This is a genomic window from Streptomyces sp. NPDC057302 (assembly GCF_042667685.1).
GTDB lineage: Bacteria > Actinomycetota > Actinomycetes > Streptomycetales > Streptomycetaceae > Streptomyces.
This window is the reverse complement of the sequence record NZ_JBHUZJ010000040.1, coordinates 55523-81966: the sequence shown is the minus strand read 5'-3', so window position 1 is coordinate 81966 and position 26444 is coordinate 55523. Positions and strand designations below refer to the sequence as shown.

Genomic DNA, 26444 nt, shown 5'->3' with positions numbered 1-26444 from the left:
CACCCACCCATTACTCCGGGGTAATCGGGTGGGTGGGCGGGGAAAATCCGGCGCGAAGCGCCGGGACAGGGGCAGCCGGAGCCGACCAGCAGACGCACGGGCCCGGCGGCCACAGGCTCTCCGCCGGCAGGCAGTGAGCCGTCGGGGCCACAGCAGGGGGGCGAGCCATCGCGGCGGCTGGTGCGGGGCTCCGGGGTAGTTGCCCCCGGGGGTTGCGGCTGGTGCAGGGCTCCGGGGTGGTTGCCCCCCGGGGGTTATGGCGAAGGTGGGGCTGAGTTGTTGGTGTCCTGGGGGGTTGCGTCCGCGTCGTTGCCGTTTGTGGCCGCCCAGGTGCCGATGCCCGCGGCGGCCACAAGAACCGCTCCCGCCACGCCGAGCGTGATCCTGCGGCGGCGGGCAGAGGAGCGGTGGCGGGCCGAGCCGGGGCGGGCCGCACCGGACGCGCGCGGGGCGCGGGCCGTGCCCCGCGCGCCCCCGGCGAGCTCGTCGGGCCCCGGGACGCGCATGGAGGTGTGGGTGTCGCGGTTCGAGTCGGGAGTGGTCGAGCCGCGCACCAGGGGGACGGCCCCGCGACGCGGCGCACCCGGGGACGGCTCCGGCGCGGGCTCCTCCGCCTCCTCCTCAGGAAGCGGCTCCGTGTCCGGCTCGTCCACGTCCAGCGGCGGCATCCCCGCCACCAGCGACTGGAGCTCCCGCAGCCGCGCGGCGAGCTCCGAGGCTCGCAGGCGGGACGCCGGAGCCTTGGCCAGGCACTGGACCATCAGCTGCCAGAGCTCGTCCGGGATGCCGGGGAGGGGGACCACCGTCTCCGTCACGTGGCGGCGCAGCACCGCCCCGGGGTGGCCGCCGCCGAACGGGGTGAAGCCCGCCAGGAGCTCGTACAGAACCGTCGCGAGCGCGTAGATGTCCACGGCCGCGCGCGGGGGCAGGCCCTCGATGATCTCGGGGGCGAGATAGTCCGGCGTACCGATGATCTTCGTCGCGCGGGTGCGGCGCGGGGAGTCGATCAGTTTCGCGACGCCGAAGTCCGTGAGCAGGGCGGGGTGCGAGCCGCCGGGACCCAGCGGGCCCTGCATGTCGAGCAGGACGTTCTCCGGCTTCACGTCACGGTGCACGATCTGCGCCGCGTGCGCCGCCGCGAGGCCGTCCGCCACGTCCGCCACGATCGCCACCGCCGCCTCGGGAGCCAGGCGCCGCTCGCGGTCCAGGCGGGTGCGCAGGTCCGTGCCGCGGACCAGGTCCATGACCAGGGCGAGGTCGTTGCCGTCGACCACCAGGTCGTGGACGCCCACCACGCGCGCGTGGTCGAGGCTGAGCAGAGCCGTGCGCTCCTGGACGAAGCGGCCGACGAGCTCCTGGTCGGACGCCAGGTCCTCGCGCAGCAGCTTGATGGCGACGGGACCCTCGGGCCCCTCGCCGAGCCACACCGTGCCGGCGCTGCCCCGACCAAGGATCTGGTGGGCGGTGTACCGGCTGCCGATCTTGCGTGCCAAGACTGCTCCTACGGATGCGTGTTGGCGACAAAGCTACGCGGCCTCGACGCCAACCTTCACTCCAGGAGCAGAAATCACCCCGCAGGTGTCGACAAATCCCCAGAGTCGGGAGGGGATTCACCCCTCACCGACCACGGGAGGGCTAGTTGCCGCCCACTTTGCCCATCCAGCCGGACACCGTGTCGTACCAGTCGGTCAGCTGTTCCCAGTAGCCCTTCGTCGTGCCGATCCACTCCTGGAGCGGGCTCAGCTCCCAGACGAGCCAGCTCGCCACGAAGAGGATGATCAGCGTGAAGAGGCAGCCCTTGAGGCAGCCGAGACCCGGGATCTTCATCCGGTTCGGGTTCGAGCCGCGCTGCCTGGGTTCCCTGGGCTCACGCGGCGGCCGGCCCGCGGGCGGCTGCTGGGGCGGCGTCTGCTGCGGCGGCGCGTACTGCTGCTGCTGGGGCTGGGGGGCGTACTGCTGCTGGGGCTGCTGACGCTGCTGCTGCGGCGCGTACTGCTGGGGGCGCTGCTGCGGCTGCGGCTGCTGGACCTGGCGCTGCGGACGGCGGCGGCGCAGCGGGTCCTGGCTGGGGTCCAGGTACGACTGGACCTGCGTCTGTTCGTTGCGGTCGCGGGCCGCCCGCATCTGGTTCTGCCAGGGGTGCGGGTCGTTCGGGTCGCCGCCGGGCTGGTTCGGCGGCACCGGCGGCATGACGGCCGTCGGGTCGGCCGCGCCGGGACCGGAGCCGGTGCTCTGCATGACGCTCGTCGCCGCGTTCGGGTCGTACGACCCCGCGTTGCTCGGAAGCACCTGGGTGGGATCGGCGGCTCCGGCCGTCCCCGGCACCATGGCGGGGTCCGGGTCGGGCATCAGGAGGGCGCCCACGCCCTCCGCGGCGGCGATCTGCGCGCTGTTCGCGTGCACGCCCACGCCGTCCGCGACGGCCCGCAGTCCGCGCGCGAGGTTCTCGGCGCTGGGGCGGTGGTCGGGGTTCTTGCTGAGGCAGCGCTCGATGACCGTCCACAGGGGGTCCGGGACCGTGGAGGGGCGGCGCGGTTCGGCGCTCAGGTGCTGGTGCAGGACCTCGAGGGCCGAGCCGCCGCCGAAGGGCGGGCTCCCGGTGACGAGCTCGTACAGGAGGATGCCCGCGCCGTAGATGTCGACCGCGCTGGTCTGCGGGCGGCCCTCGGCGGACTCGGGTGCCACGTACGCGGGCGTGCCGACGAATTCGTGGGTGCGGGTCAGGCCCGGGGAGTCGGCGAGGCGCGCGATGCCGAAGTCGGTGAGCATCGGGTGCATCGAGCCGTCGGCGTCCTGCTTGAGCAGGACGTTCGCGGGCTTCAGGTCGCGGTGCACGACGCCGTCCGCGTGACTCGCGGCGAGCGCGTCGGCGATCTGGGCGGTCATGAGGGCCGCCGCGACCGGCGTGAACGGACCGTTCTCGCGGAGGTAGCGGTGCAGGTCGGGGCCTTCGACCAGGTCCATGACGAGGGCGAGGAGCTCTCCCTCGACGACCAGGTCACGGGTCCGCACGATGTTCGGGTGCGTCAGCCTGAGCAGGACGGAGCGCTCGCGCAGGAAGCGCATCACGATGTCCGCGTCGTTGGCGAGCTCCTCCTTGAGGACCTTGATCGCGACGGTCTCGCCCGGCTGGCCGGGAACGGCTGCCTCGGCACCCGCGGTCTCGCGCTGGCGGGCTCGCCAGACGGTGCCCGTGGCGCCGCGCCCGAGCGGCTCCTCGAGCAGGTACTTGCTGCCTACCGGCCGCACGTCATGCTCCCTGCTGATCTGGCTGGTCTGTCCGGACCCGGCTACCCGCCGGAAGGTGTTCCGACCCACTGTAGTGCCGCCGAACGGGGCACCGGCCGGTCTCCTTCGACCGGCCACCGGGTGACTGGACAGCTGTTCGGTGGAAAGACGCCCCACTGGGGCTGTTGGTTGCCGATGGGCGACGAATTGACCTTCGTCACCCCATGGCGGCCGACGATCGCAACGGTCCAAGCAGGCACTTTTCCGAGCAGAGCCGACCAATCAAGATCACTTACTGGTGGCCGCCGGGCGTGTTGTCAGCGGCAGGTGCGAAGATGCCTTCTTGTTACTGGCCGATGTGGCCGTGTGCGGTGGGGGGAATCACAGCGCGAGTCCCCGTGCCCTGCGGCAAGGGCAGAAGGGACCGCTGACGGCGATGCAGATCCGGCTGACCGTCCTCGGGCCGCGCAGCGGCCAGACCGCCGAGCCCCAAGGCCGCCCCGCCGTGCCGCGCGGCGCCTGTGACGTGCTGGTCACCGCCCCTGCCGGGACCGCGCTCGCCACGGTCGCCTCCGGCCTCGCCGCCGCCGTGGCGGGCGGCGAAGGACCCGTCGTCCTGTACGCGGAGTCGGAGCGGCTCGACGCCCAGCGCTGCACCCTCGGAGAGCCCCCGCTGATCGACGGAGCGGTGCTCTCGCTCGGCTCGCCCGCCGAGCCCGGACCCGAACTCGCGGGAGCGGCGGCCCAGTTGCACGTGGTCGCGGGCCCGGACGCGGGCGGCGTGCACCTCCTGCACGGCGGCCAGATCCGCGTGGGCCGCTCGGCGGACGCGGACGTCCCGCTGGACGACCCGGACGTCTCGCGGCTGCACTGCGCGGTGACGCTCGCCCAGGACGGCCAGGTCACCGTCACGGACCTGGGCTCCACGAACGGCACGACGGTGGACGGCCGCGAGATCACCGACCGCCCCGTGCGCCTCTCCCACGGCTCCCTGCTGCGGCTCGGCGAGTCCGCGCTGCGGCTCACCGCCGGGGACGGGACGGGCGGCGCGCTACCGACGGCCGCGGACGGCGAGGGGCACGTGCGCGTGCGGGTCATTGCGAGCGGGGACGCGCCTGCGAGCGCTCCCCCGGAAGCGGGCCACGCGCCCTCCGACGGCACGCACCACGCGTACGGATCGGCCGGCTGGGGCGCCTCGGGCGAAGGCGGCCAGGCATCGGCGTACGGCAGGCAGTCGCCCACCGACGCGCCCCTGGTCCCGCAGCAGGGCGGCGCCCCCGACGCCGAGAGCACCCGCACCGGCACCCCCGCGCGCGGCACGACCGTGCCGCGCGGCCTGCGCAAGCGCAGCGGCCTCTCGGCCTGGGCCCGGCGGCTCACGGGAGCCCGCGACGACGAGCACGGCCAGGCGGCGTACGAAGACGACGTGTACGAGACGGGCAGCGAGGCCGCGCCCCCGCAACCGGCGGCCCCCACCCCCGAGGACCTCGCGGTGGCCGCCGCCGCGCGGACCCCGGAGTCCTGGCCCGACCCGGCGGCCCTGCTGCTCACCGCGCTCGGCCCTGGCCCCCGGCTCTGGGAGCGCGGCCCCGGCCACCCCGAGGCCCTCGCGGTCCGGCTCGGCACGGTCGACCGCGCGGCCCCGGACGAGCGCGGCCTGCTGCCCGCCGTCCCCGTGACGGTCAGCCTGCGGGAGGCCGGCGCGCTCGGCCTCGCGGGACCGCGCGAGCGGCTCACGGGGCTCGCCCGCGCGGTCGTGGCCCAGCTCGCGGCGCTGCACTCCCCCGACGCCCTGGAGATCGTGCTGCTCAGCACGGACCGCGCACGGCCCACGCCGGAGCGGGCCGCCGAGTGGTCCTGGCTCGGCTGGCTCCCCCATCTGCGGCCCACGCACGGCCAGGACTGCCGCCTCCTCCTGGCCTACGACCGCGAGCAGGCCGCCGCGCGTACGGGAGAGCTGCTGCGGCGCCTGGAGGACTTCGTGGCGGACAGGGCGTCCGCCACCGCGTCGGACGGCGACCTCGCGGCTTCCGCCGAAGGCTCTTCGGACGCCGGGCCACGCACCGTCGTCGTGGTGGACGGCGACCCCGGTTCCGCCGGGCTGCGCGAAGCCGTGGTGCGCCTGGCACGGGAGGGGGCCGCCGCCGGGATCCATGTCGTCTGCCTCGCGGAGACCCCCGCCGCGTCGCCCGCCTCGCCCGTCTCCGCCACGTACGAAGCCGCCTGCTCCGTGTCGCCCGCCTTCCGCGCCTGCGGCGCCGTCGCGCTGCTCAGCGGGGACGTGGCGACCGCCCTGCGGCTGCTGCGGACCGTGGACGGGCACCCGGCGGGGCACGGCACCGTCGCCGCGGTGGACGCGGTGTCGGGGGCCTGGGCCGAGCGGTTCGCCCGCGCGCTGGCGCCTTTCCGCACGGACGGGGCGCCCGGCGACGGGCACGCGCGCGTGTCTGCTCCTTTGCCCCAAATGGCACGCCTCCTGGACGAGTTGGGGCTCGCACGGGCCACGCCCGCCTCCCTGATGGCACGCTGGGCCGCCGCCGCCGATGATCCCGAGGCGCTGGGCGGGCGGGCCTGGACGGTGCTCGGGGCCGGGCCGCGCGGTCCCGTGGTCGTGGACCTCGCCGCCGAGGGCCCGCATGTGCTGGCCGAGGGCCCTTCGGGCAGCGGTCGTACGGAACTGCTGCGGTCCATCGCCGCCTCGCTGGCCGCGGCGGAGCGCCCCGACCGGCTCGGCATGGTCCTCATCGACGGGCGGGACACCACGGGGAGCGGCGGCAGCGGGACGAACGGCGGGAACGTCCGGCTCGTCGAAGGCCTCGCCGTCTGTACGGACCTGCCGCACGTCACGACGTATCTCACCGCCAACGACCCTGTCCGCATGCGGGAGTTCGCCCAGTCACTGACCGCCGAGCTGAAGCGGCGGGCCGAGCTGCTGGGGCGGCTCGGTTTCGCGGAGTGGCATACGCAGACCCCTGTGCCTGCGTCCGTGCCTCCGGCCGTGGGGGGAGGCGGAGGCGGAGGTGATCTTGATCCGGCGCCGAGTTCCACGATGCGGCTGCGGCCTGTCGCCGCCGTCCGCAAGGGGGCCGAGCCTGGGCCTCCGCTGCCCCGGCTCGTGGTGCTCGTCGACGACTTCGACGCGCTGCTTTCGCCCGCGCTCGGGTCGCCGGGGCGGCCTGCCGCGGGGTCCGTCGTGCGGGCGCTCGAAGCCGTGGCTCGGGACGGGGAGCGGCTCGGGGTGCATTTGGTTGCCACCACGGCTCGCAGTGAGCGGACTCCCGAGACCGAGCTGGGGCGAAGGGCCGCGCTTCGGGTTGTGCTGGATGCTGTTGCTCCTGGGCCTGAGGAGCCTGCCCCGGGACGGGGGGAGCTTCGGACCGCCGAGGGGCGGGTGAGCCCCTTCCAGGCGGGGCGGGTCACCGGGCGGATTCCCCGTACGTCCACGGTGCGGCCCACCGTGGTCCCACTGGAGTGGGAGCGGATGGGGGACCCTCCCGCCCGCCGCCCCGTGCGTGAACTCGGCAATGGGCCCACGGACTTGGCCCTCCTCGCCAGTGCGCTGGAGCGGGCCGCGCGCTCTGTCGCCGCGGATCAGGTGCCGTCCCTCTTGTAGCTGCGGTACTTGTAGCTGCGGTACCGCTGCGGGCACCGGGCGCCTTGTCGGGCGGTGCCCGGCAGCGTGGCGTTGTGCCCACCTTCCCCACTGGGACACCCCTGCTCATGACCCCACGTCACAACGCCATCACGATCACCCAGTTGTCATGGTTGGCGCTCTTGCCGCCTCTCCCCGGGCGGGCGTAGACAGGCCGCACGGGACTCGCCGGGGCAGAGAAACGGGGCAGTGATGCGCAGCAGTCTTCGAACACGCAAGGCACCGCAACATCGGCGTACCACAGCCAAATTCGCCGCGGCCGTCGTCGCGGGCACGCTCGTGCTCACCGTCACGGCATGCGGCGGGGACGACGGCGACGACAAGGGCAGCGGGGACAAGGACGGCGGCAAGGAGAGCGCCGCCGCGGTTCAACTGCCCAAGCTGGACGGGCAGACGGTCTCCGTGGCCGCCGTATGGGGCGGCTCCGAGCGCAAGGTGTTCCTCAAGGTTCTCGACGAGTTCGAGAAGCGGACCGGGGCCAAGGTCACCTTCGTACCCGCCCAGGACCCGATCATCAGCTTCCTGGAGTCGAAGGTCGCGGGCGGTGCGCCGCCGGACGTCGCGATGCTTCCGCAGGTCGGCGCGATCGAGCAGGCCGTGGCCAACAAGTGGGCCAAGCCGGTCGGACCCGAGGCGCAGAAGCAGCTCGACAAGAACTACGCGAAGGGCTGGCAGGACCTCGGGTCCGTCGACGGCAAGCAGTACGGCGTGTACTTCAAGGCCGCCAACAAGTCCCTGGTCTGGTACAACACCCAGGTCTTCGACAACGCGGGCGCCAAGCAGGCCAAGACCTGGGACGACTTCCTGAAGACGGCCCAGACCGTGTACGACTCCGGCGTACCGCCGATCTCGGTCGCGGGCGCGGACGGCTGGACCCTCACCGACTGGTTCGAGAACATCTACCTCTCGCAGGCCGGCCCGGAGAAGTACGACCAGCTCGCCAAGCACGAGATCAAGTGGACTGACCCCTCCGTGAAGGAGGCGCTGACCACGCTCGGTGAGCTCTTCGGCAAGAAGGGCTTCGTCGCGGGTGGCGCGGACGGCGCCCTGCAGACCGAGTTCCCCGCCTCCGTGAAGCAGACGTTCACCGGCGGCGACCAGCCGAAGGCGGGCATGGTCTTCGAGGGCGACATGGTCTCGCTGCCCATCTCCGAGACGAAGGCCGAGGTCGGCACGGACGCCAAGGTGTTCCCGTTCCCCGCGGTCGGGGACGAGTCCCCCGCGGTGGTCGGCGGTGACGCGGCGGTGGCCCTGAAGGACAGCAAGGGCGCCCAGGCGCTCCTGACCTTCCTGGCCTCTCCCGACTCGGCCAAGATCTGGGCGGAGGCGGGCGGCTTCGTCTCGCCGAACAAGAGCCTCGATCTGGCCGCGTACCCGAACGACGTGCAGCGGTCCATCGCCAAGGCGCTCATCGCGGCGGGCGACGACATCCGCTTCGACATGTCCGACCAGGCCCCGCAGGCCTTCGGCGGCACGCCGGGCAAGGGTGAGTGGAAGGCGCTCCAGGACTTCCTGAAGAACCCGAAGGACGTCGCGGGCACGCAGAAGGCGCTGGAGACGGCCGCCGCCAAGGCCTACAAGGACTGACGCGGTGACATCCGCGAACGCCGGGGGCACGCCGAACGTGGCGCTGCCCCCGGCTCCCACACCGCGCAAGAGCGTGACCGGAACGCGCAGAAGCGTGGCGGTGCTGTTCCTGGCGCCCGCTCTCGTGCTGCTCGGCGCGCTCGTCCTCTACCCCATCGGGTACTCGGTCTTCCGCAGCTTCTTCGACAAGTCGGGCGACTTCACGGCGTTCGGCAACTACGAGACCCTGTTCACGGACGACACCATCCTCACCGCGGTCAAGAACAACGCGATCTGGGTGGTGGTCGCCCCGACGCTCGCGACGGGGCTGGGCCTGATCTTCGCCGTGCTCACCGAACGGATCCGCTGGGGCACGGCGTTCAAGCTGGTCATCTTCATGCCGATGGCGATCTCGATGCTCGCGGCCGGCATCATCTTCCGGCTCGTGTACGAGTCGGATCCCGACCGGGGTGTGGCCAACGCCGTCATGGTGGGGGTGCACGACACGTTCGCCGAGTCGTCCGCCTTCCCGCAGGCGCATCCCAGTACGCAGTCACCGCTGAAGGATGCGGCCGGCGGTGCCTTCATCACGCGCAAACCGGTCAGCGCGGGCACTCCGGTGGTGCTCCCGCTGACCGGCGTCGCGCCGGACAACATGCCGGACGGCGCCAAGTCGGCCGCGGCAGCGAAGCCGGACCCCGACAAGGTCACCGGCACGGCCTGGCAGGACTTCACGCGCGGCAAGGGCCGGGGCGAGGTCAACGCGCCGGACAAGGCCGAGTTCGGCTACCCCGGGATCAAGGTCGAGGCCGTCAAGGACGGCAAGGTGGTGGCCACCGCGCAGGCGGCGGACGACGGCACCTTCGCGCTTCCCAAGGAGGCCGACGGGGCCCAGCTGCGCTTCCCCGCGTCCAACTTCCGCGAGCCGTACAACGGAGTGGACTGGCTCGGCCCCTCCCTCATCACACCGGCGGTCATCGGCTCGTACCTGTGGATCTGGGTGGGCTTCGCGATGGTCCTGATCGCGGCCGGTCTGGCCAGCGTGCCGCGTGAACTCCTGGAGGCCGCCCGGGTGGACGGCGCCAACGAGTGGCAGGTGTTCCGCAGGATCACGGTGCCGATCCTCGCGCCGGTGCTCGCGGTGGTGGCGGTCACGCTCATGATCAACGTACTGAAGATCTTCGACCTGATCTTCATCATCCCGCCGAACTCTTCGAAGGACGACGCGAACGTCCTGGCGCTCCAGCTCTACAACTCCGCGTTCCTCGACAAGGACTCGGGCGTGGCGAGCGCGATCGCCGTTCTCCTCTTCCTGCTCGTGATCCCGGTGATGTATTTCAATGTCCGGCGACTTCGGCGGGAGGCTCGGCGATGACCACCCAAGTCGAAGCGGTGAAAGTGAAGCAGTCGCTGGGCGGGCGGATCGCCTCCGTCCTGAGCGGCAGCCTCGTACGCGCCTTCCTCGCCGTCGTCGCGCTCTTCTGGCTGGTGCCGACGGTCGGTCTGCTGCTCGGCTCGCTGCGCGGCTCGGCCGACATGGCGGAGAGCGGCTGGTGGAAGGTCTTCAGCACGCCCTCGCAGCTGACGCTGGACAACTACACGAACCTGCTCAAGGACGAGACGATCACCGACTCGATCCTGTCCAGCATCATGATCACCGTCCCGGCGACACTGCTCGTCGTGATCATCGGCTCGCTCGCCGGATACGCCTTCGCGTGGATGGAGTTCCCGGGCCGCGACTGGTGGTTCATCGGCGTGGTCGGGCTGCTCGTGGTGCCCGTGCAGGTGGCGCTGCTTCCGGTGTCGAAGATCTTCGGCGCGATCGGCATCTTCGAGACGACGGCAGGCGTGGTCGTCTTCCACGTGGCCTTCGGCCTGCCGTTCGCGATCTTCCTCCTGCGGAACTTCTTCGCGGAGATCCCCCGCGAACTCCTGGAGGCGGCGCGCCTGGACGGAGCCGGTGAACTGCGGCTCTTCTTCCGGGTCGTGATGCCGCTCGGCGCGCCCGCGATCGCCTCGCTCGGCATCTTCCAGTTCCTCTGGGTCTGGAACGACATGCTGATCGCGCTGATCTTCGCCGACTCGCAGAGCCCGCCGATCACGGTCGCGCTCCAGCAGCAGGTGCGGTCCTTCGGTGACAACGTGCAGATCCTCGCGCCCGGCGCGTTCATCTCGATGGTGATCCCGCTGGCCGTGTTCTTCGCGTTCCAGCGGCAGTTCGTGTCCGGTGTGATGGCGGGCGCGGTCAAGTAACCGCCGACCGGTGAGGCGGTCCCGCGACGGGGCCGCCTCACCCGCACCTTTCCCCCAAATGCCGCATACCGCGTAACTCGACGTCCGCCGGGGCGTTGCCGGGCAGTGTGCCCGCGCCGACCCATGGATGTGCCTTGCCCCGGTTCAGTGTCATCGTGCCCGTGTACAAGGTGCAGGCCTATCTGCACGCATGCCTCGAATCGGTCCTGGGCCAATCGTTCACGGACTTCGAGCTGATCGTGGTCGACGACGCCTCACCGGATGCGTGCGGCGCCCTCATGGACGAGTGCGCGGCCCGTGACACCCGGGTGCGGACCATCCACCTCCAGGAGAACGTCGGCCTCGGGCGGGCCCGCAACGCCGGCATGGAGCACGCGAGCGGCGACTACCTGATCTTCCTCGACAGCGACGACACCCTCACCCCCGACTCCCTGCACGCGATCTCCGACCGCATCAAGGAGACGGGCGAGCCGGACGTCCTGATCTACGACTACGCGCGCACGTTCTGGTCGGGCGAGGAGGTCCGCAACCAGTTCGCCGGCCTTCTGCGGGAGGAGGGCAACACCCCCTTCCGGCTGAGCGAGCGGCCCGGCCTGCTGCGGCTCCTGATGGTCGCCTGGAACAAGGCGTACCGCCGCGACTTCATCGAGCGCGAGGACTTCACCTTCCCGCCCGGCCTCTACGAGGACACGCCCTGGACGTACCCGGTCCTGATGACGGCGGGCACGATCGCCACCCTCGACCGGGTCTGCGTGCACTACCTCCAGCGCCGCCGGGGCAGCATCCTGCGCACCACGACCCGCAGGCACTTCGACATCTTCGACCAGTACGAGCGGGTCTTCACGTTCCTCGACCAGCACCCCGAGCTCTCGGTCACCTGGCGGCCCCTGCTCTTTCGGCGGATGGTCGACCACCTCTCGACGGTCTTCACCAAGCGGGACCGCCTCCCGCGCGGCAGCCGCCCCGAGTTCCTGCGCAAGGCCCGCACCCACTACCGCCGCTACCGCGTCCCTGGCGCACGGCCGCGGGCCCGCACCCGGGTACGGCACGGCCTGGTGCGCCTGGGCACCCACCGCACCTACCGGACCCTGTGGACGGCGCTGCGGGCCAGGTCGAAGGCCCGGCAGTACGCGGCGACCGCGCGGCGGCGCACCAAAGGGGCCGCGCTCCAGCTGCACTACCGGATCCAGCTGCGCCTGCCGCTGCGCGCCGACCGCGCGGTCTTCTCCTCGTACTGGGGGCGCGGCTACGGCTGCAACCCCGGGGCCCTGGAAGCCGCCCTGCGCGAGCACGCCCCGCACATCCGCACCGCCTGGGTGGCGGACCCCGTCCACCACCACACCCTGCCGACGGCCACCCGCAGGCTCCGCACCGGCACGGCCGCGTACTGGAGCGCCCTCGCGCGCTCCAAGTACCTCGTCAACAACGTCAACTTCGACCGCAGGCTCGTCAAACGCCCCGGCCAGATCATGATCCAGACCCAGCACGGCACCCCCTTGAAGCTGATGGGCCTCGACCTCCAGGACCGCCCGGCCGCGGCGCGGGGCATGGACTTCGCCGCTCTCATGCAGAACGCCGACAAATGGGATTACGTCCTGTCGGCCAACCGGCACTCGACGCTGGTGTGGGAGCGCGTCTTCCCCGCCTCGTTCAAGACCCTTGAGTACGGCTATCCGCGCAACGACATCTACCAGCGGGCCAGCTCCACGGACGTGGCCCGCCTGCGCGAGAGCCTGGGCATCCCCCAGGGCGCCGTCGCCATCCTCTACGCCCCCACCCACCGCGACTACCGCCACAGCCAGCTGCGCTCCCTGGACCTGGAGCGGATGCTGCAGAACCTCGGCCCCCGCTTCGTCGTCCTGACCCGCGCCCACCACTCGTACGGCGCGCCGCTGGTGTCCTCGTCCGAGCGCCTGATCGACGTCTCCGACCACCCGAGCGTCGAGTCCCTCTGCCTGGCCTCCGACGCCCTGGTCACGGACTACTCGTCGCTGATGTTCGACTACGTCAACCTCGACCGTCCGGTCGTCCTGCACGCCACCGACTGGGAGGCGTACGAGGCGGCCCGCGGCACCTACTTCGACGTGCGCGAGTTCCCGCCGGGCGCGGTCGCGCGCAGCGAGGACGAGCTCACCGACATCTTCGCCACCGGCCACTGGCGCGGCTCGCGCTCGGCGCAGCTGCGCGCCGCGTTCCGAGACCGCTTCTGCGTGTACGACGACGGGCGGGCCGCTGAACGAGTTGTGAGGCATGTGGTGCTCGGCGAGACCGGGGGTCTACCGTCTGTGGCGCCACTGGCGGACCGGCACCCGGCGCCGGCCGCGGGGGTGGCCGACGAGCCGCTGCCGCGGGCGGACGTCTCCCGGCCCACTCCGCGCTTCTAGCCACACCGTGCTTCTGACCGCACTACGCGTCCGCCGCACCGTCCTCCTCCCCCCATCTCCGGGACCAGATATGCAGAACGCTTCAGCCACCCCGTCCGCGATTCCCACCGGTCAGCTGCCGAAGCCGGGCAGGCTCTCCGACGTGAAGGGGTGGTTCCATCCGGTCGACCAGGTGCTCTTCGACTGGATCCTGAGCCGGCAGCTCGACCGGTCCCAGCGGGGCGACCTGCTGGAACTCGGCGCGTATCTGGGCAAGAGCGCCATCTTCATGGGGGCGTACCTGCGCGCGGACGAGACCTTCACGGTCTGCGACCTCTTCGACTCGCCCGCCCCCGACGAGGCGAACTCCGCCGAGATGGGCCGCTCGTACGCCACGCTCACGCGCCGCGCCTTCGAGGCCAACTACCGCTCCTTCCACGAAGGTCTGCCGCAGATCGTCCAGGAGCCGTCCTCCGGGATCACCACGCACGTGGAGCCGGGCAGCTGCCGCTTCGTGCACATCGACGCCTCGCATCTGTACGAGCACGTCCACGCGGACATCGCCGCCGCCCGGGAGATCCTCGGGGAGGGCGGGATCGTCGTGCTCGACGACTTCCGGGCCGAGCACTGTCCGGGGGTGGCCGCGGCGACGTGGGGCGCGGTGGCGAGCACGGGGCTCAAACCGCTGTGCATCACGGCCACGAAGTTCTACGGCACGTGGGGCGATTACGACGCGGTCCACGCCGATCTCGCCGCGTTCCTCAAGGAGCGCGACGACATGTGGCACGGGGCGGAGGAGGTCGCGGGCTTCCCGATGATCCGGATCAGCGGCAAGAAGGCGAAGTCCCCGGACCAGCCGGTGTCACGGCACGCGGACGAGACGGCCTCCGAGCAGCCCCGCCTGGCGCCTGCACCCGTCGCCGGGGCGGGCGGCCGGGCCAGGGGCCTGCTGTCGTCGCTGCTGGCCCGCTCGCGTTCCTGACGTCTGTTCCCCGCGCCCCTCAAGGGCACGAGGAACAGCACGATCGGCCCCCTACCGCTCAAGCAGCTCGAACAGCGCCTCCCAGCGCTCCAGCACCCGCTCCTCGGAGAACCGCTGCACGTTCACCCGCGCCCGCTCCCCCATCGCGTCCCGCAGCCGCGGATTGCCGGTGAGGCGCAGGAGGCGGTCGGCGAGGGCCCCGATGTCCCCGGCGGGGGCGAGCAGACCGTCCTCGCCGTGGCGCACCAGCTCCCGTACGCCCGGCGCGCAGTCGAAGGCCGCGCACGGCACCCCGCTGGCCATGGCCTCCATCAGGGCCAGCGGGAAGCCCTCGCCGCGTGAGGACTGCACGAACAGGGAGCTCTCGGCGAGCACCCCCGGCACATCGCTGGTGCGCCCCCGCCACTCCACCGAACCGTCGAGGCCACGGCGCGTGCACTGCCGCTTGAGGTCGGCCTCGTCCGCCCCGGCGCCGTAGATCCGCAGCGTCCAGTCGGGGCGCTGCGGGGCCACCAGCGCCCAGGTGTCGACGAGCATGTCGACGCCCTTCTGGTCGGCGAGCCTGCCGATGCTGCACACCACCTTCGCCTCGCGCGGCGAGGGCACGCCGGGGAGGTGGGCCAGGGCGTTGGGCATCGCGCCGACGTTGTGCATGCCGTCGGCGATCCAGTCGTCGGCGTCCTCCTGGGTGAGCGCCAGCCAGCGGTCCACGGCAGGGTAGCTGCGCTTGACGGCCTTGTAGCGGTGGCAGGCGCGGGTGTACGCGTACGACTCGTGGCTCATGCCGATGATGCGCAGGCCCGCGGTGTCCGCCTCCCTGATCCACTCCATCGACCAGACCTGCGTGACGATGGCGACTGCGCCGGGGCGTGCGGCACGGAAGATCTCCGAGAGCCGGTCGACGACCCGCCGTTTGGCGGCGACCCGTACCGACTCGCGGCATCGCGCCGCCACGTTCAGGCGGCCAAGCCCCCGGGCCGGCCGCGGGGTCCGCGGATGCTCGCGGTAGAGGCTGGTCACGGGGTAGCCGAGGTCGTCGGGGAGCACCAGTTTCAGCTCGGCCTCGTGGACGCCGATGACGTGCACGCGGTGGCCGTTGCCCTGGAAGAGCCGGGCCATCTGGTGGGTCCAGGCGGTGACGCCGCCGAGTTCGTCGACGGTGTTGGCGACGAGGAAGATGTCGCGGCTCTTCGTCGCGGCCGTGGTCGTGGTCCGCGTGGTCGTCGTGGTCATGCGCCGGTCCCCTTCTCCGTGTTCCCGAACCGCTCGCCGAAGAGCGCGTCCACCACGTCGGCCGTGGCCCGCCCCTGGTCGTACGCGCCGAACCGCCCGGCGAACGCCCGCCGGGCCTCGGCCCACGCGCCGTCGGTCTGCTTCAGCGTGCCGAGCACGCGCAGCAGCTCCTCCTCCGTCTCGACGACGGGCCCGCCCGCCTCGTCCCGCAGCTCGAAGTAGCTGCCCCGCTCGGCGGCGTACGCGTCGAGGTCGGGGGCGAAGTGCACCAGCGGCCGGTCGAGGAGCGCGAAGTCGAACATGATCGACGAGTAGTCGGTCACCAGGACGTCGGCGAGGCAGAGCAGCTCGCTCACGTCGTGGTGGGCCGAGACGTCGACGACGGTGCCCGGCGGGCACACCGGCAGGCTCGCCGACTCCATGTAGTGGGCGCGCACCAGGAGGACGTGGGTGTCGCCGAAGCGGTCCGCGAACGTGCGTACGTCCAGGGGCAGCCGGACCGCCTTGTTGTTCTTGGGCAGACCGCGGAACGTGGGCGCGTAGAGCACCACCGTCTTGTGGTCGGGGATGCCGAGAGCGGCGGCCGCGGCCGGTCGCGGGAAGCGGCCCGACGCCTCGTCGGCGGCGCGCGCGGCGATCAGGCGGTCGTTGCGCGGGTAGCCGCTGCGCAGCAGCCTCTCCTCGGGGATGCCGTAGGCGCGGGCCAGGGTGTCGACGTCGTGCTCGGAGCGCACGAGGAAGTGGTCGAAGCGGTCGACGGCCTCCTGGAGCCAGCCGCGCTGCGGGGCGTTCTGCGTCTTCACGCGCGCCTCGTCGAAGCCCATGCGCTTGTACGCGGAGCCGTGCCAGGTCTGGAGATACGTGGTGTGGCGCGGCTTGGCGAGAGCGTGCGGGAAGCCCTGGTTGTCGATCCAGAACTCGGCCCGGCCAAGGGCCCAGAGATAGCGCCAGGACCAACGCCGCACCAGGGAGGCCGAGTCGGGGAATCCGTCGGCCGATCCGTCGTACGACCAGGTGCAGCGCAGCCGCAGCCCCCGGTCGAGGATCTCCTGGTGGATCGCGCGGGGGCTGTCTCCGTAGCACCGGCCCATGTGGCTCTCGAAGACCACCGAGCCCTTGCTGACGGGCAGCCACCGCAGCGCGCGCCGGTAGACGCGCTGCTTGACCAGCCTGCCGCCGAGCCTGTCAAGGCGCTTGCGCAGGGCGCGCAGCCGGAGCCTCAGCTTGCGTGCGGGGCGGAAGTGGGTGACGTAGTGCAGGGCCGCGCGCAGGATGCGGGCGGTGCGGTGGCGGGGAGCGAGGCGCAGGGCGAGCTTGTTCGCGCCGGTGACTTCGAGGCTCTGGACCGCCGCGACGGTCTCCGGCTCGGCCACGAGTTCGCTGGCCAACTGCTGCTCGCCAGCGGTGAGTTGGAGCTGCGGTTCCCAGGAGCGGTCGCGGATGCCGAGGTCCCGGAGCCCTGCGGTGAGCCCGATTGTGGCCCGCCACACGACCGCGCCCCCGTCGTAGTGCACCTCTTCCACGGGTACGCAGAAGCCGCGCCGTCCCGTGCCGCGCACCCGCACGTCGAGCCTGGCGGTGAGCGGCGGCCGGTCGGGGACCAGGGTGCCGGGCAGCACGATGCGCCCTTCGAGGACCGCCTTGCCGTCTTCGGCCGCGCACCTGGTGAGGCGGTTCAGGAGGCGTACCTCGCTCACCTTCCGGTACTGGTGGCCGAGTTCGCTGACGTCGAGGATCTCCCGTACGCGCGGGTCGTCGAGCCCGTCCGCACGCCAGTAGACCTTGCCCTCCCGCTCGGTCAGCTCCGAGACGACCGTCCCCGGCCGGCCAAGGGCGTAGGCCGCCGCGAGCACGCCGTCCGTGTCGCCCTCCGCGAGCAGCCGCACGCACACCCGCTCGACGGGTGCGAGGGCGTCCAGGGCGCGGGCGCCCGCGCGGCCTTCGAGGTGCGGGGCGAGGCGGGCCGTGGCCCGGCGCCGATCGTCGGCGGTGAGCTGCGGGAACGTACGGGCGCAGGGCAGCACGTGGTCGGTGAGGAAGGCCCGCTCGCGCCGGTCGCCCAGGTCGAGGCGGCCCAGGCTCACCAGGAGCCCGGCGACGCGGGCGTTGGCCTCGGCGAGGCCGGGAGTCTCGCGGGCCGGGTCGGCCGCCGCGCGGCGGGTGGTGATCAGGTTCGGTACGAGGGTGATGCCGCGGGCCCCCAGGGCCGCCTCGACGCCGAAGAGGACCTCGCTGTGGTCGAGGTCCTCCACGTACCGCAGACGTGCGGCGTCGATGAACTCCCGGCGGACGCAGAATCCCGCGGTCAGGGAGTCCCTGGTGACGAGTTCGGGGGCGTCGCAGAGGTTCTCGACGCCCCGCGTCCTGGCGTGCAGGGCGGCCTGCCAGCTGGGGCCGCGCTCCTTCTTTCCGCCGCCGGTGAGCCGCGTCCAGCGCCCCGCCACCAGATCGGCCCCGGTGGAGCGCGCCGCGTCGAAGAGGTTCCGGCAGGCGTGCCGCTCCAGGAGTTCGCCCTCGCCGAGCACGATGACGTACCGCCCGCGTGCCGCGTCGAGCCCGAGGTTCCGCGAGGCCGCCACGGACAGCGCGCCGCCCGCCCGGACCAGGCGCACCCGGTGCGGCCGGTCGGCGGCGAGCGCCTGGGCCGCGTCGTGGACGGGACCGTCGGCGCCGGATTCGACGACGACGGCCTCGACGTTGCCCATCGCCTGGTCGAGCACGGACCGCACCGACTCCTGGAGCGCCCCGGCGTCCGTGCCCGCGACCACGACACAGCTGACGTCGTGCAGTTCCGGCGTGCTCATGCGCGGCCTCCTTCGAGCATGGCGTCCACGACACCGGCGGCCGCGTGCCCGTCGTCCAGATCGCAGAAGGCCTCGCGGAATCTGTCGTAGGCGTCGGTGTGGGCAGCGGTGGCCGCCCGCGGGTCGCGCAGCGCGGCGATCACCTCGTCGCCGGTGGCGAGCAGCGGGCCCGGCGCTTTGGCCTCGAAGTCGAAGTAGAAGCCGCGCAGGGTGTCGCGGTAGTGGTCGAGGTCGTAGGTGTGGAAGAGCATCGGGCGCCCGGTCTGCGCGAAGTCGAACATCAGGGACGAGTAGTCCGTCACCAGGACGTCGCTGATCAGGAGCAGTTCGCTGACGTCGGGGTAGCGCGTGACGTCGCGCACGAAGTCGGAGCCGGGGACGGTGCCGCCGACGAGGTAGTGCCTGCGGACCAGGAGCACCTGGTCCTCGCCGACGGCGCGTTCGGCGGCTTCGAGGTCGAGCTGGAGGTCGAGGGCGTAGCGGCCGGACTGTTTGGGCTGGTTCTCGCGCCAGGTGGGGGCGTACAGGACGACGCGCTTGCCCTCGGGGATGGAGAGCCGTTCGCGCACGGAGGCGGCGACCTTCGCGCGGTCGGCGGCGTGCAGCAGGTCGTTGCGGGGATAGCCGCGCTCCAGGACCTCGCCGGTGTAGCCGAAGGCGCCGCGCAGGACGGGCGTGGAGAAGCGGTTGGGGGAGACGAGGACGCTCCACTGGTCGGCGCGGCCGGGCAGCGTCGCCATGTAGGCGCGGTCTCCCGACGCGTGGCCCGCGAGGTCGCGGCCGATGCGCTTGAGCGGGGTGCCGTGCCAGGTCTGCACGACGTACTGGCCGTCGGCGCGCTCGAACCACGCGGGCAGCTGGGTGTTGGTGACGATGTAGCGGCAGCGGGCGAGCGCCTCGTACCACTCGGCGCTCCACAGGGTGATGGGCGCGGCGCTCTCGGGCAGGCTCACCTGCTGGTCGCGGACCACCCACAGGTGCTCCAACTCGGCGCTTCTGCCCACCAGTTCCTCGTGCACGGCGCGTGGCGAGTCCGAGTACTGGCGTCCGTCGAAGCTGCAGTACAGGACGGCGTCCCGCAGCGGCTCGCCGCGCCGCGCCGCGTACACCTCGCGCAGCCTGCGCTGGCGCGGGCCGCCCCGGTCGGCCATGGGAAGCGCGGAGCCCGAGCGCAGGTGGAGGCCGTCGTGGGCGTGGCGCTTCAGGCTGATGTCACGGCCGGACCTGGTGCGTACGAGGGGCAGTTCGGGGCCCTCGCCGGGTGCCACGCACACCGGGGTGTACTGCTCGGGGTCCGTCTCGCCGGGCGCGCGCAGGAAGAGGTTCCAGCGGCCTTCGGCGAGCGGCAGGGTGCCGCCGGGGCCCGGCAGGGCTTCGGGGCGCAGGGCCGCTGCGAAGCGCCCGTCCTCGATCCGTACCGGCGCCACGGTCTCCTCGCCGTGGCCGGCGTGCACGAGGACGAGTTCCCCGGAGCGGGCCGCCACGTCGGGGTGGCTGCCCTCGATGCGCAGCTCGTCCTGCCAGGTCACGCCGTCGACGAGCGGCCGCACGGTCTGGTCGCGCAGCTCCAGGTTCCCCGACGGGTTGGCGAGCACCAGGAGTTCCCGCCCCGGCAGCAGCCCGTAGCGCCCCGGCGACACGTCCGGGCAGGCGGCGAGCGGCGTGCGGCCACCGCCCTCGCGGACCAGCGAGACGCCCCACGGGTCGGCCTTGCGCGGCCGGCCGGTGCGCTTGTTCTCACCGGCGTGGAAGAGGCCGAGCGGCACATCGGCGCTGAAGTCGCGGCCGTTGACCAGGGCCGGGAAGTAGTGCGCCTCCTTGGTGTGCCAGTTCTCGACCCGCAGGGCGTCGACGGCCTGCGACTCCCCCGGCGCGATCCTGCCGTGCAGCCGGATGACGCCACCGCACCCCTCATGCGTGACGAGCCGCGCCGCGACCCGCTCCGTGCGCACCCTCAGCCGCCCCTTGCTGAGGGTGACGGCCACCCGCAGGAACTCCTCCAGATACCGCACGGGAAGCCGCGGGACACTGCCCGTGCGCACCGGCCCCGTGCGCGGCAGCAGCCCGCTGACCACGCCCATCTCCACCTTCCAGGTGGTGCTGCGGCGCTTGGTGACGGTCCTGCGCGGGTCGATGACCGTCTCGAACCCCGACCGGTCGTAGCTGTGCAGGCCCTGCTTGGAGCGGTACGTCGCCTCGCGCGCCCGCACGGTGCGCAGCTTCAGCGGCAGCACGCGCCGCCGCCCGGCCCGCAGCCAGGCGACCCTGACGCGCGCGCCGAGCCGCCCGGCGGGCAGGTTGGGGATGTAGGCGTAGCCCTTGAGCCGGAGCCTGCCGCGCTCGTCCCAGGCGACGTGGGTGAGCTGCGCGTTGAGCGGCAGATCGGAACGTTTCAGGGCGACCGTCTCGCGCGGCAGGCGGCCGATGCCGGGGAAGTCGGCCCGGCGCCTGCGCAGGCCGCGGACCCGGAAGGCTTCGGGGTGGGACTTCTCGTACGTCATGAAGGCGAGCAGGTCGGTGACCCGGCGCTGGCGGATGAGCTGCCAGCGCACGCGCAGGGCGAGCGGCAGCGCGGCGACGACCGCCGGGTCGACGGTGTCGACGAAGGCGTTGGCGTGCTCCATGAAGGCGTCGTGGTAGGCCGCGTCGCCGTGCGGCAGGGCCTCCATGAACATCCACAGGTCCCCGGCGAACACCGTCGTGTCGTAGCGCCGCTTGGCGTCGGCGAAGACCTTCCCCTCCGGCGTCCCCGCCAGCTCCGCGGCCTTCCCGGCGAGGAAGCCGCCGGCCGCGAGGACGGCGGCGGTGCGGTCGCGGATGGCGCGGGGGTTGGCACGGCGGTTGCTGATGGAACCGTCCCTGTCGCGCCAGAGGTAGATGGGCTCCTTCAGTACGTCGACTGCCTCGGCCAGGAAGTGCGCGGGGATCATGACGGAGATGTCCTCGAACAGCACGCCCTCGGGGAAGGTGAGGCCGTGCCGGTCCCAGAAGTCCCTGCGGAAGACCTTGTTGCAGGTGATGCGGTCGCCGAGCAGCGCCCAGTCACGGGTGACGTGCGTGCCGCTGCGGTCCGACTCCATCGCCTTGCGGAACATCGGCGACTGCTCGCTCCTGCCGCCCGAGCGCAGCCGGTGGACGTTGCCGGTGACGAAGTCGGAGCCCGACTTGTCCAGGGCCGCCAGCATCCGCTCGTACGCGTCCCCCGGGATGACGTCGTCGCTGTCGACGAACGCCAGATGGGTCCCCCGCGCCTCGCGCGCCCCCGCGTTCCTGGCCGCCCCGAGCCCCGCGTTCTCCTGCTCGACCAGCCGGAATCTGGCGTCCTGCGCGGCGAACTCCCGGGCGATGCGCGGGCTCCCGTCGGTGGAGCCGTCGTTGACCATGACGACTTCGAGGTCCGGCATGGTCTGCTCGGCCAGCGACCGGAGGCACGGTCCGAGAAACTCCTCGACGTTGTAGATGGGTACGACGATGGCGAGTCGGGGTGTCATGCGCTGCGCACATTCCTTCCGGAGAACTGACGGGCACGGCTGCGCGTCCTGCTGGGGGCCACTCGGTTAACAACGACCGCCCTTGCGGGTCACCCGCACAGAGCCATTCGAGTGATCGCGCGAGAGGGCCCTGGGCGCGGCAGCACCGGGCTGCCGGACACAGGGCCCGCTCACGTTCCTGCCGTGTTCAGTTGGTCGGATCGGACGCGCGCCACCGGGGCAGGACAGCGGGTCGGCGGGTCAGGGCTTCACGGCGATGCGGCCCTCGTCCATGCGCAGGAGCAGCAGCCGCTCGCCCGTCTTGTCCATGAACTCGTCGACGGCCTGGCGCGAGCCCTGCCAGTAGCCGTAGTCGTCGATGAGCAGGACGCCGCCGCTGACCAACCGCCCGTACAGGTGCTCCAGTTCGTGCTTGGTGGAGGCGTACCAGTCGGTGTCCAGGCGCAGGATGGAGATCTGCTCCGGCGCCCGCTCGGGGACGGTGTCCTCGACCTTGCCCTGGACGTAGTGCACGCGCTCCTTGGGGTAGGGCACCTTCTCGAAGCCCGACTTGACGTCGTCGAGGGAGGCGACCGCCCAGATCGGGCGGTCCTTGCCCTGGAGCTTGAGCAGTTCCTCGGCGGACTTGCCGTCCCGGCGCAGGTCCTCCTCGGTGGGCGGGGTCATGCCCTCGTAGGTGTCGAAGAGGTACAGGTCGCGCTCGGTCTCCCCGGCGGCGAGCAGCGCCTTGGCGCAGGCCTGCATCGAACCGCCGCGCCACACACCGCACTCGACGATGTCGCCGGGGATGCCGTGCCGCACGACGTGCCGGGTCGCCAGGATGAAGGCGTTCAGCCGTTCGGGAGAGGTCATCGTGTACGGCTTCACCGCACGGATGATGTCCTTCGCCTCGTCGTCGTAGTCGGCGGGGAGGCTCGGGGCCTTCGGCTTGGGCTTCGGCTTCGGTGCCGGGGCAGCGGGCTTCGGCACGGGGGCCGCCGCCGCGCGCTGGGCCGGCACCGGTTTGCGCGTCAGCTGGTATCCGGTCAGTTGCTTCAGTGCGCCATTCACAGCGCGTCGCCATGCCATGGGAGCGGACAGTACGCGCAACTCGTCCGTAATGTCACGCTTCGTCAACATAGTTTCATTTGGCGTCACTTGGTGCCGGTACGGGCTGCTCGTCCACCGAGCGCGGCGCCACCACCTTCGGCCTGCCGCACAGGGCGCGGCCCTCGACGGGCTCGGGCAGCGGTACGCCGTCGACCCCGCCGATCCTGTTCGCCCACCACGTGGTCGTGGAGCGCACGAACGCCATGGTGAGGCCCGGGTAGTTCTTGGGCCGCTGGAACACGCCGACAGAGTCGCCCCAGTAGGCGCTCTTGGCGTCGATGCTTCCGTAGGCGTGGCGGATGCCCTTCATGGGCGGGAAGTCCGTGTACGCCTCGCGCAGTTCGAGCCTGCTGTACGCGGCCAGGGCGCGGAACCCGTCGGGGTAGTAGCGCCAGCAGTCCTGCGCGTCGTGCACATGGCCGCGCGAGGGAGCCGTCACGAAGGCGATGCCCTGCGGCTTCAGGACGCGGGCGATCTCCAGCATCGTCGCCCAGAAGAACGGGATGTGCTCGAACGCCTGGCCGGAGATGACGAAGTCGGCGCTGCGGGACTTCACGGGGATGCGGTACGGCTTCGTCATCACCGCGTCGACGTTGCGCCCGTCCAGCACGTCCACGCCCACGTACTCCGTGTCGCGCCCTTCGAGCAGGGCCTTGTGGGTGCGGGTCTGCCCGTCGGAGACCCGGGCTCCGAGGTCGACCACCCGGTGGCGCTTGCCCGGGGGCATGTACTGCTCCACACAGAGTTCCATCTGTTCGTACGCGGACTGGTGCACGATCTCCTCCAAAAGGGCTCTTCTGCGTGTTGCTCGCGTTCAACGTGTATCGGCACAAAGGGTCACGTCGTCAAGTGGCTTCTGCCGACGCGCTCTTACCGCTCCAGCCGCGCGGGGTGTGCCGGGCGCACCACTTGCGGGCCGGTTCCTCGACGTAGGTGAACAGCGCCCAGGAAAGGCCGACGACGGCGACCGCGACGCCCAGGAGCGTGAACACCGCGTAGTCGGACGGGCGGGGGCGGCCCCAGGTGTCGATGATCAGCCGGTTGAGGGTCTGGTGCAGCAGATAGAAGGCGTACGACCAGAGCCCGAGCAGCACCATCGGGCGCGAGCAGAGCCAGCCCCGGCGTCCGGTCAGCTCGCGCTGGACGTACGCGACGATGAACAGGACGGCGAAGAGGGCGGCCACCGACCTCAGGGCCCAGGTGAGCTGTCCGGCCGCGTACGGCCCGAACAGGGTCAGGCGGTTGCTGTGGACGACCGCGTACGCGACGAAGCAGGCGAACAGCACCGACGGGTCGAGGGGGATCCGGTGTCCGCGGCGCAGGGCCAGGGCGCACGCCATGCCGATGCCGAACTCGGGCAGCCGGGTCACCGGGTGCCGCATGACCCATTCGCTGGCGAAGGGGGAGAGATGGGTGGCGGTCCACCAGTTGAGGGCCCACATCGCCACGAGACCGCCGACGGCGAGCAGGACCAGGGTGCGGGCGCGCGTCCGCAGGGCGCAGCGGATGGCGAGCGGGAAGAGGAGGTAGAAGAAGGCCTCGACGCTGAGGGTCCAGGCGACGCCGTTGCCGGGGAACATCGGGGTGACGCCGGGGAACCACGTCTGCACGAGGAACAGCGAGGCGACGAAGCTGAAGGCGTCCGTCGGCACACCGCCCCAGAGGTAGAAGACCCAGATGCAGGGGATGGTCGCGACCAGGTGGGCGGGCCAGATGCGGCCGAACCGGCGCCAGTAGAAGAGCCGGGCGCGGGCGCCTGGCCGGTGCCCCCAGGTGAGCAGGAAGCCGGAGAGCACGAAGAAGAAGTCCACGCCGGTCGCGCCGAGCATCGAGTACGGGAAGAGCAGCGGCGCGTGGGCGACGCCGCCGTGCGCGCTGACACCGGTGAAGTGGTGCACGAACACCGCGAGGGCGGCGAGGAAGCGCATCCCGGTGAGGGAGTCGACGCGCGAGGCTGGATCGGCCGCGGCGGGGAGTTCGGGGCGGGTGCGCGTCTGGCGCGGCAGAGCCGTCGTCATGCCGGGGACCCCTCTCCCGCGCGCAGCCTGGGGCCGCAGCCTGCCGGGCGCATCTCGGCGACCATGTCGTCCAGGGTGGGCCGCACGCGCTCGCTCAGTGCGGCGATCCGGGCCGGGTCGCGTACGGCGGCGGCGCGCACGTAGTCGCCGCCGTTGCCCTCGCGGTAGAGGGGGACGTATCCGGCGGCCGCCAGGCGGGGCGGGGTCAGGCCCGTCCTGTTCGTCCAGGCCGCGTGCACGTGGAGCAGTTCGGGGCGCACCTCGTTCAGTACGTAGTCGCGCAGGGCCTGCTGGTCGGCGGCCGCGTAGGCGTCGGCGACGCGGCGGTCGGTGAGCCCGGCGACGTCCACGACGCGAAGGCGTGAGGTGAGCAGGGTGCCGCCCAGGTCGGGCAGGGCGACGGTGGCGTGACGCAGGCCGAGGTAGCGGGCGTACGCGTTGAAGGTGTGGCCGTAGCGCTCGGCCACGAAGCACATGGACAGGGTCGGGTGCTGGACGAACCTGCGGTCCTGCGCGGCCTGTCCGGTGACCGAGAGCAGCAGGGCGCCCGCGAGGGCGCAGCCGGCCAGGGCGCGTGCCCGGGGGCGCCGTGCCTGCCAGAGGGAGGCCGCGGCCAGGGCGAGCGCCGTCGCGGCGAGCACCCACACCGGGGTCGCGAAGCGGTACAGGGCCATCCAGTCACGGCCGAGCACGCCGTACGCGAAGAGGGTCAGGGCCAGCGGGACGAGCAGCGCGGCCAGGGCTCTGCGGGCCGGGCCAGGGCGGGCGAGCACGGCGCCCGCGCCGGCCGCTGCGACCAGGGCGAGGGCCCAGCCGCCGTACGCCAACAGCTCGCCCGGGGAGGAGAGTTGGGCGAGCCCCGGGGGCTTCTGGGCCTTGGCCACCGCGGTGTTGGGCACCCAGAGCCCGAAGGCCGCCCGGCGCCACAGCAGGAACGCCGCGTACGGCAGGGCGAACGTGCCGCAGCTCAGCGCCACCGCCCGCGCGGCCCGCATGAGATCGCTGCGGCGCCTCCCGCCCACGATCAGGAACAGGAGCACGGTCACGGGGTGGGCCGCAGCGAGCAGCGCGCCGTCGGGGCGGGTCAGCGCGGCGAGCAGGGCGAGGGCCCCGGCGCTCGCGGCGACGGCGGGCCGGGGCAGGGCGCCGCGCACGGCTGCCCGGACGAGCAGCGCTCCGGTCGCCGCGGCGGCCAGCGCGTACAGCGGGTTCTCCAGGCCCGAGAAGGACCACGCCACGTACGACAGGTTCGCGGCGAGGAGTGCGCCGGTCAGCAGCGTCACCGCCCAGGCCCGCCCCGGCAGGAGGGACCGGGCCGCCGCCGCCACGCAGGCCAGGACGCCCGCGGTGCAGAGCAGCGCCAGGGCCTTGGGGTAGAGCACCAGGTCGCTGACGCCGAGCAGCGTGCCGCGGTCGAAGAGGCCGAGCCTGCGGCCGACGACGAGCAGGGCGAGCCAGGAGGGGTTGGAGTAGCCCTCGACGGGGTCGGCGCCCGGCTGCTGCACGGGGCCGAGGCCCTCGTCGACGCTGCGGGCGTAGGCGAAGGTGATGGCGGCGTCGTCGACGATCCACTGGCCGAGCGTGCTCGCCCGCCAGGCGATCAGGACGGTGGCGAGGGCCACGGCCGCGGGGTCGGCCCAGCGGCGGCACAGGGTCATGACGCCCGGTGGGCGGGCCGGAGAGGGGACTTCGGCCGGTGGTGCGGATGGTTCCTTACGGCGCTGGAACTGCGCGAGAGGACTGATCATTAAGGGACTAACCTACA

General features: G+C 72.3%; 15 protein-coding genes. 6 read left to right on the top strand and 9 right to left on the bottom strand.

Annotation, left to right across the window (positions count from 1 at the left end):
* Window positions 1-254 precede the first annotated feature (254 nt).
* Both ACFUPX_RS25840 and ACFUPX_RS25835 read right to left on the bottom strand, forming a co-directional pair.
* The gene (locus tag ACFUPX_RS25840; protein ID WP_383327187.1) at window positions 255-1493 is read right to left on the bottom strand and encodes a serine/threonine-protein kinase; all 1239 of its coding nucleotides are present in this window, start codon (window positions 1491-1493) and stop codon (window positions 255-257) included.
* Between the two features lie 142 nt (window positions 1494-1635).
* On the bottom strand, window positions 1636-3249 hold the full coding sequence (locus ACFUPX_RS25835) for a serine/threonine-protein kinase (protein WP_383327184.1): 1614 nt from the start codon (window positions 3247-3249) through the stop codon (window positions 1636-1638).
* 415 nt (window positions 3250-3664) lie between these two features.
* Between ACFUPX_RS25835 and ACFUPX_RS25830 the strand changes: the two genes are divergently transcribed.
* From ACFUPX_RS25830 to ACFUPX_RS25805, 6 genes are all read left to right on the top strand, one after another.
* The gene (locus ACFUPX_RS25830) at window positions 3665-6841 is read left to right on the top strand and encodes an FHA domain-containing protein (RefSeq protein ID WP_383327181.1); all 3177 of its coding nucleotides are present in this window, start codon (window positions 3665-3667) and stop codon (window positions 6839-6841) included.
* 231 nt (window positions 6842-7072) lie between these two features.
* Window positions 7073-8467 carry an ABC transporter substrate-binding protein gene (locus ACFUPX_RS25825; protein WP_383327178.1) on the top strand — a complete coding sequence of 465 codons (1395 nt, stop codon included), beginning with the start codon at window positions 7073-7075 and terminating at the stop codon, window positions 8465-8467.
* A gap of 73 nt (window positions 8468-8540) precedes the next feature.
* Entirely contained in the window at window positions 8541-9821 is a 1281-nt protein-coding gene (locus ACFUPX_RS25820) for a carbohydrate ABC transporter permease (protein WP_383327193.1), read from the top strand.
* Entirely contained in the window at window positions 9818-10699 is an 882-nt protein-coding gene (locus ACFUPX_RS25815) for a carbohydrate ABC transporter permease (protein WP_383327175.1), read from the top strand. Before ACFUPX_RS25820 ends, ACFUPX_RS25815 begins: the two co-directional genes overlap by 4 nt.
* Window positions 10700-10833: 134 nt before the next feature.
* Window positions 10834-13083, top strand: a complete 2250-nt coding sequence (locus tag ACFUPX_RS25810) for a CDP-glycerol glycerophosphotransferase family protein (RefSeq protein WP_383327172.1) — start codon at window positions 10834-10836, stop codon at window positions 13081-13083.
* 70 nt (window positions 13084-13153) lie between these two features.
* Complete coding sequence (locus ACFUPX_RS25805; RefSeq protein WP_383327169.1) at window positions 13154-14044, top strand: class I SAM-dependent methyltransferase; 891 nt, start codon at window positions 13154-13156, stop codon at window positions 14042-14044.
* A 51-nt stretch (window positions 14045-14095) separates the two neighbouring features.
* On the opposite strand, the gene ACFUPX_RS25800 is transcribed toward ACFUPX_RS25805, so the two are convergent.
* The 7 genes from ACFUPX_RS25800 to ACFUPX_RS25770 form a co-directional block, all read right to left on the bottom strand.
* Entirely contained in the window at window positions 14096-15277 is a 1182-nt protein-coding gene (locus tag ACFUPX_RS25800; protein WP_383327166.1) for a glycosyltransferase, read from the bottom strand.
* On the bottom strand, window positions 15274-18081 hold the full coding sequence (locus ACFUPX_RS25795) for a CDP-glycerol glycerophosphotransferase family protein (RefSeq protein WP_383327163.1): 2808 nt from the start codon (window positions 18079-18081) through the stop codon (window positions 15274-15276). The genes ACFUPX_RS25800 and ACFUPX_RS25795 overlap by 4 nt, the downstream gene beginning before the upstream one ends.
* On the bottom strand, window positions 18078-21572 hold the full coding sequence (locus ACFUPX_RS25790; RefSeq protein ID WP_383327160.1) for a CDP-glycerol glycerophosphotransferase family protein: 3495 nt from the start codon (window positions 21570-21572) through the stop codon (window positions 18078-18080). Before ACFUPX_RS25790 ends, ACFUPX_RS25795 begins: the two co-directional genes overlap by 4 nt.
* 240 nt (window positions 21573-21812) lie before the next feature.
* Complete coding sequence (locus tag ACFUPX_RS25785; RefSeq protein WP_383327157.1) at window positions 21813-22640, bottom strand: TylF/MycF/NovP-related O-methyltransferase; 828 nt, start codon at window positions 22638-22640, stop codon at window positions 21813-21815.
* 55 nt (window positions 22641-22695) lie between these two features.
* Entirely contained in the window at window positions 22696-23436 is a 741-nt protein-coding gene (locus ACFUPX_RS25780; protein WP_383327154.1) for a class I SAM-dependent methyltransferase, read from the bottom strand.
* A gap of 70 nt (window positions 23437-23506) precedes the next feature.
* Window positions 23507-24679: an acyltransferase family protein gene (locus ACFUPX_RS25775; RefSeq protein WP_383327152.1), complete on the bottom strand. Its 1173-nt coding sequence runs from the start codon at window positions 24677-24679 to the stop codon at window positions 23507-23509.
* Window positions 24676-26427, bottom strand: coding sequence for a hypothetical protein (locus ACFUPX_RS25770; RefSeq protein WP_383327150.1), 1752 nt, complete (start codon window positions 26425-26427; stop codon window positions 24676-24678). Before ACFUPX_RS25770 ends, ACFUPX_RS25775 begins: the two co-directional genes overlap by 4 nt.
* Window positions 26428-26444 lie beyond the last annotated feature (17 nt).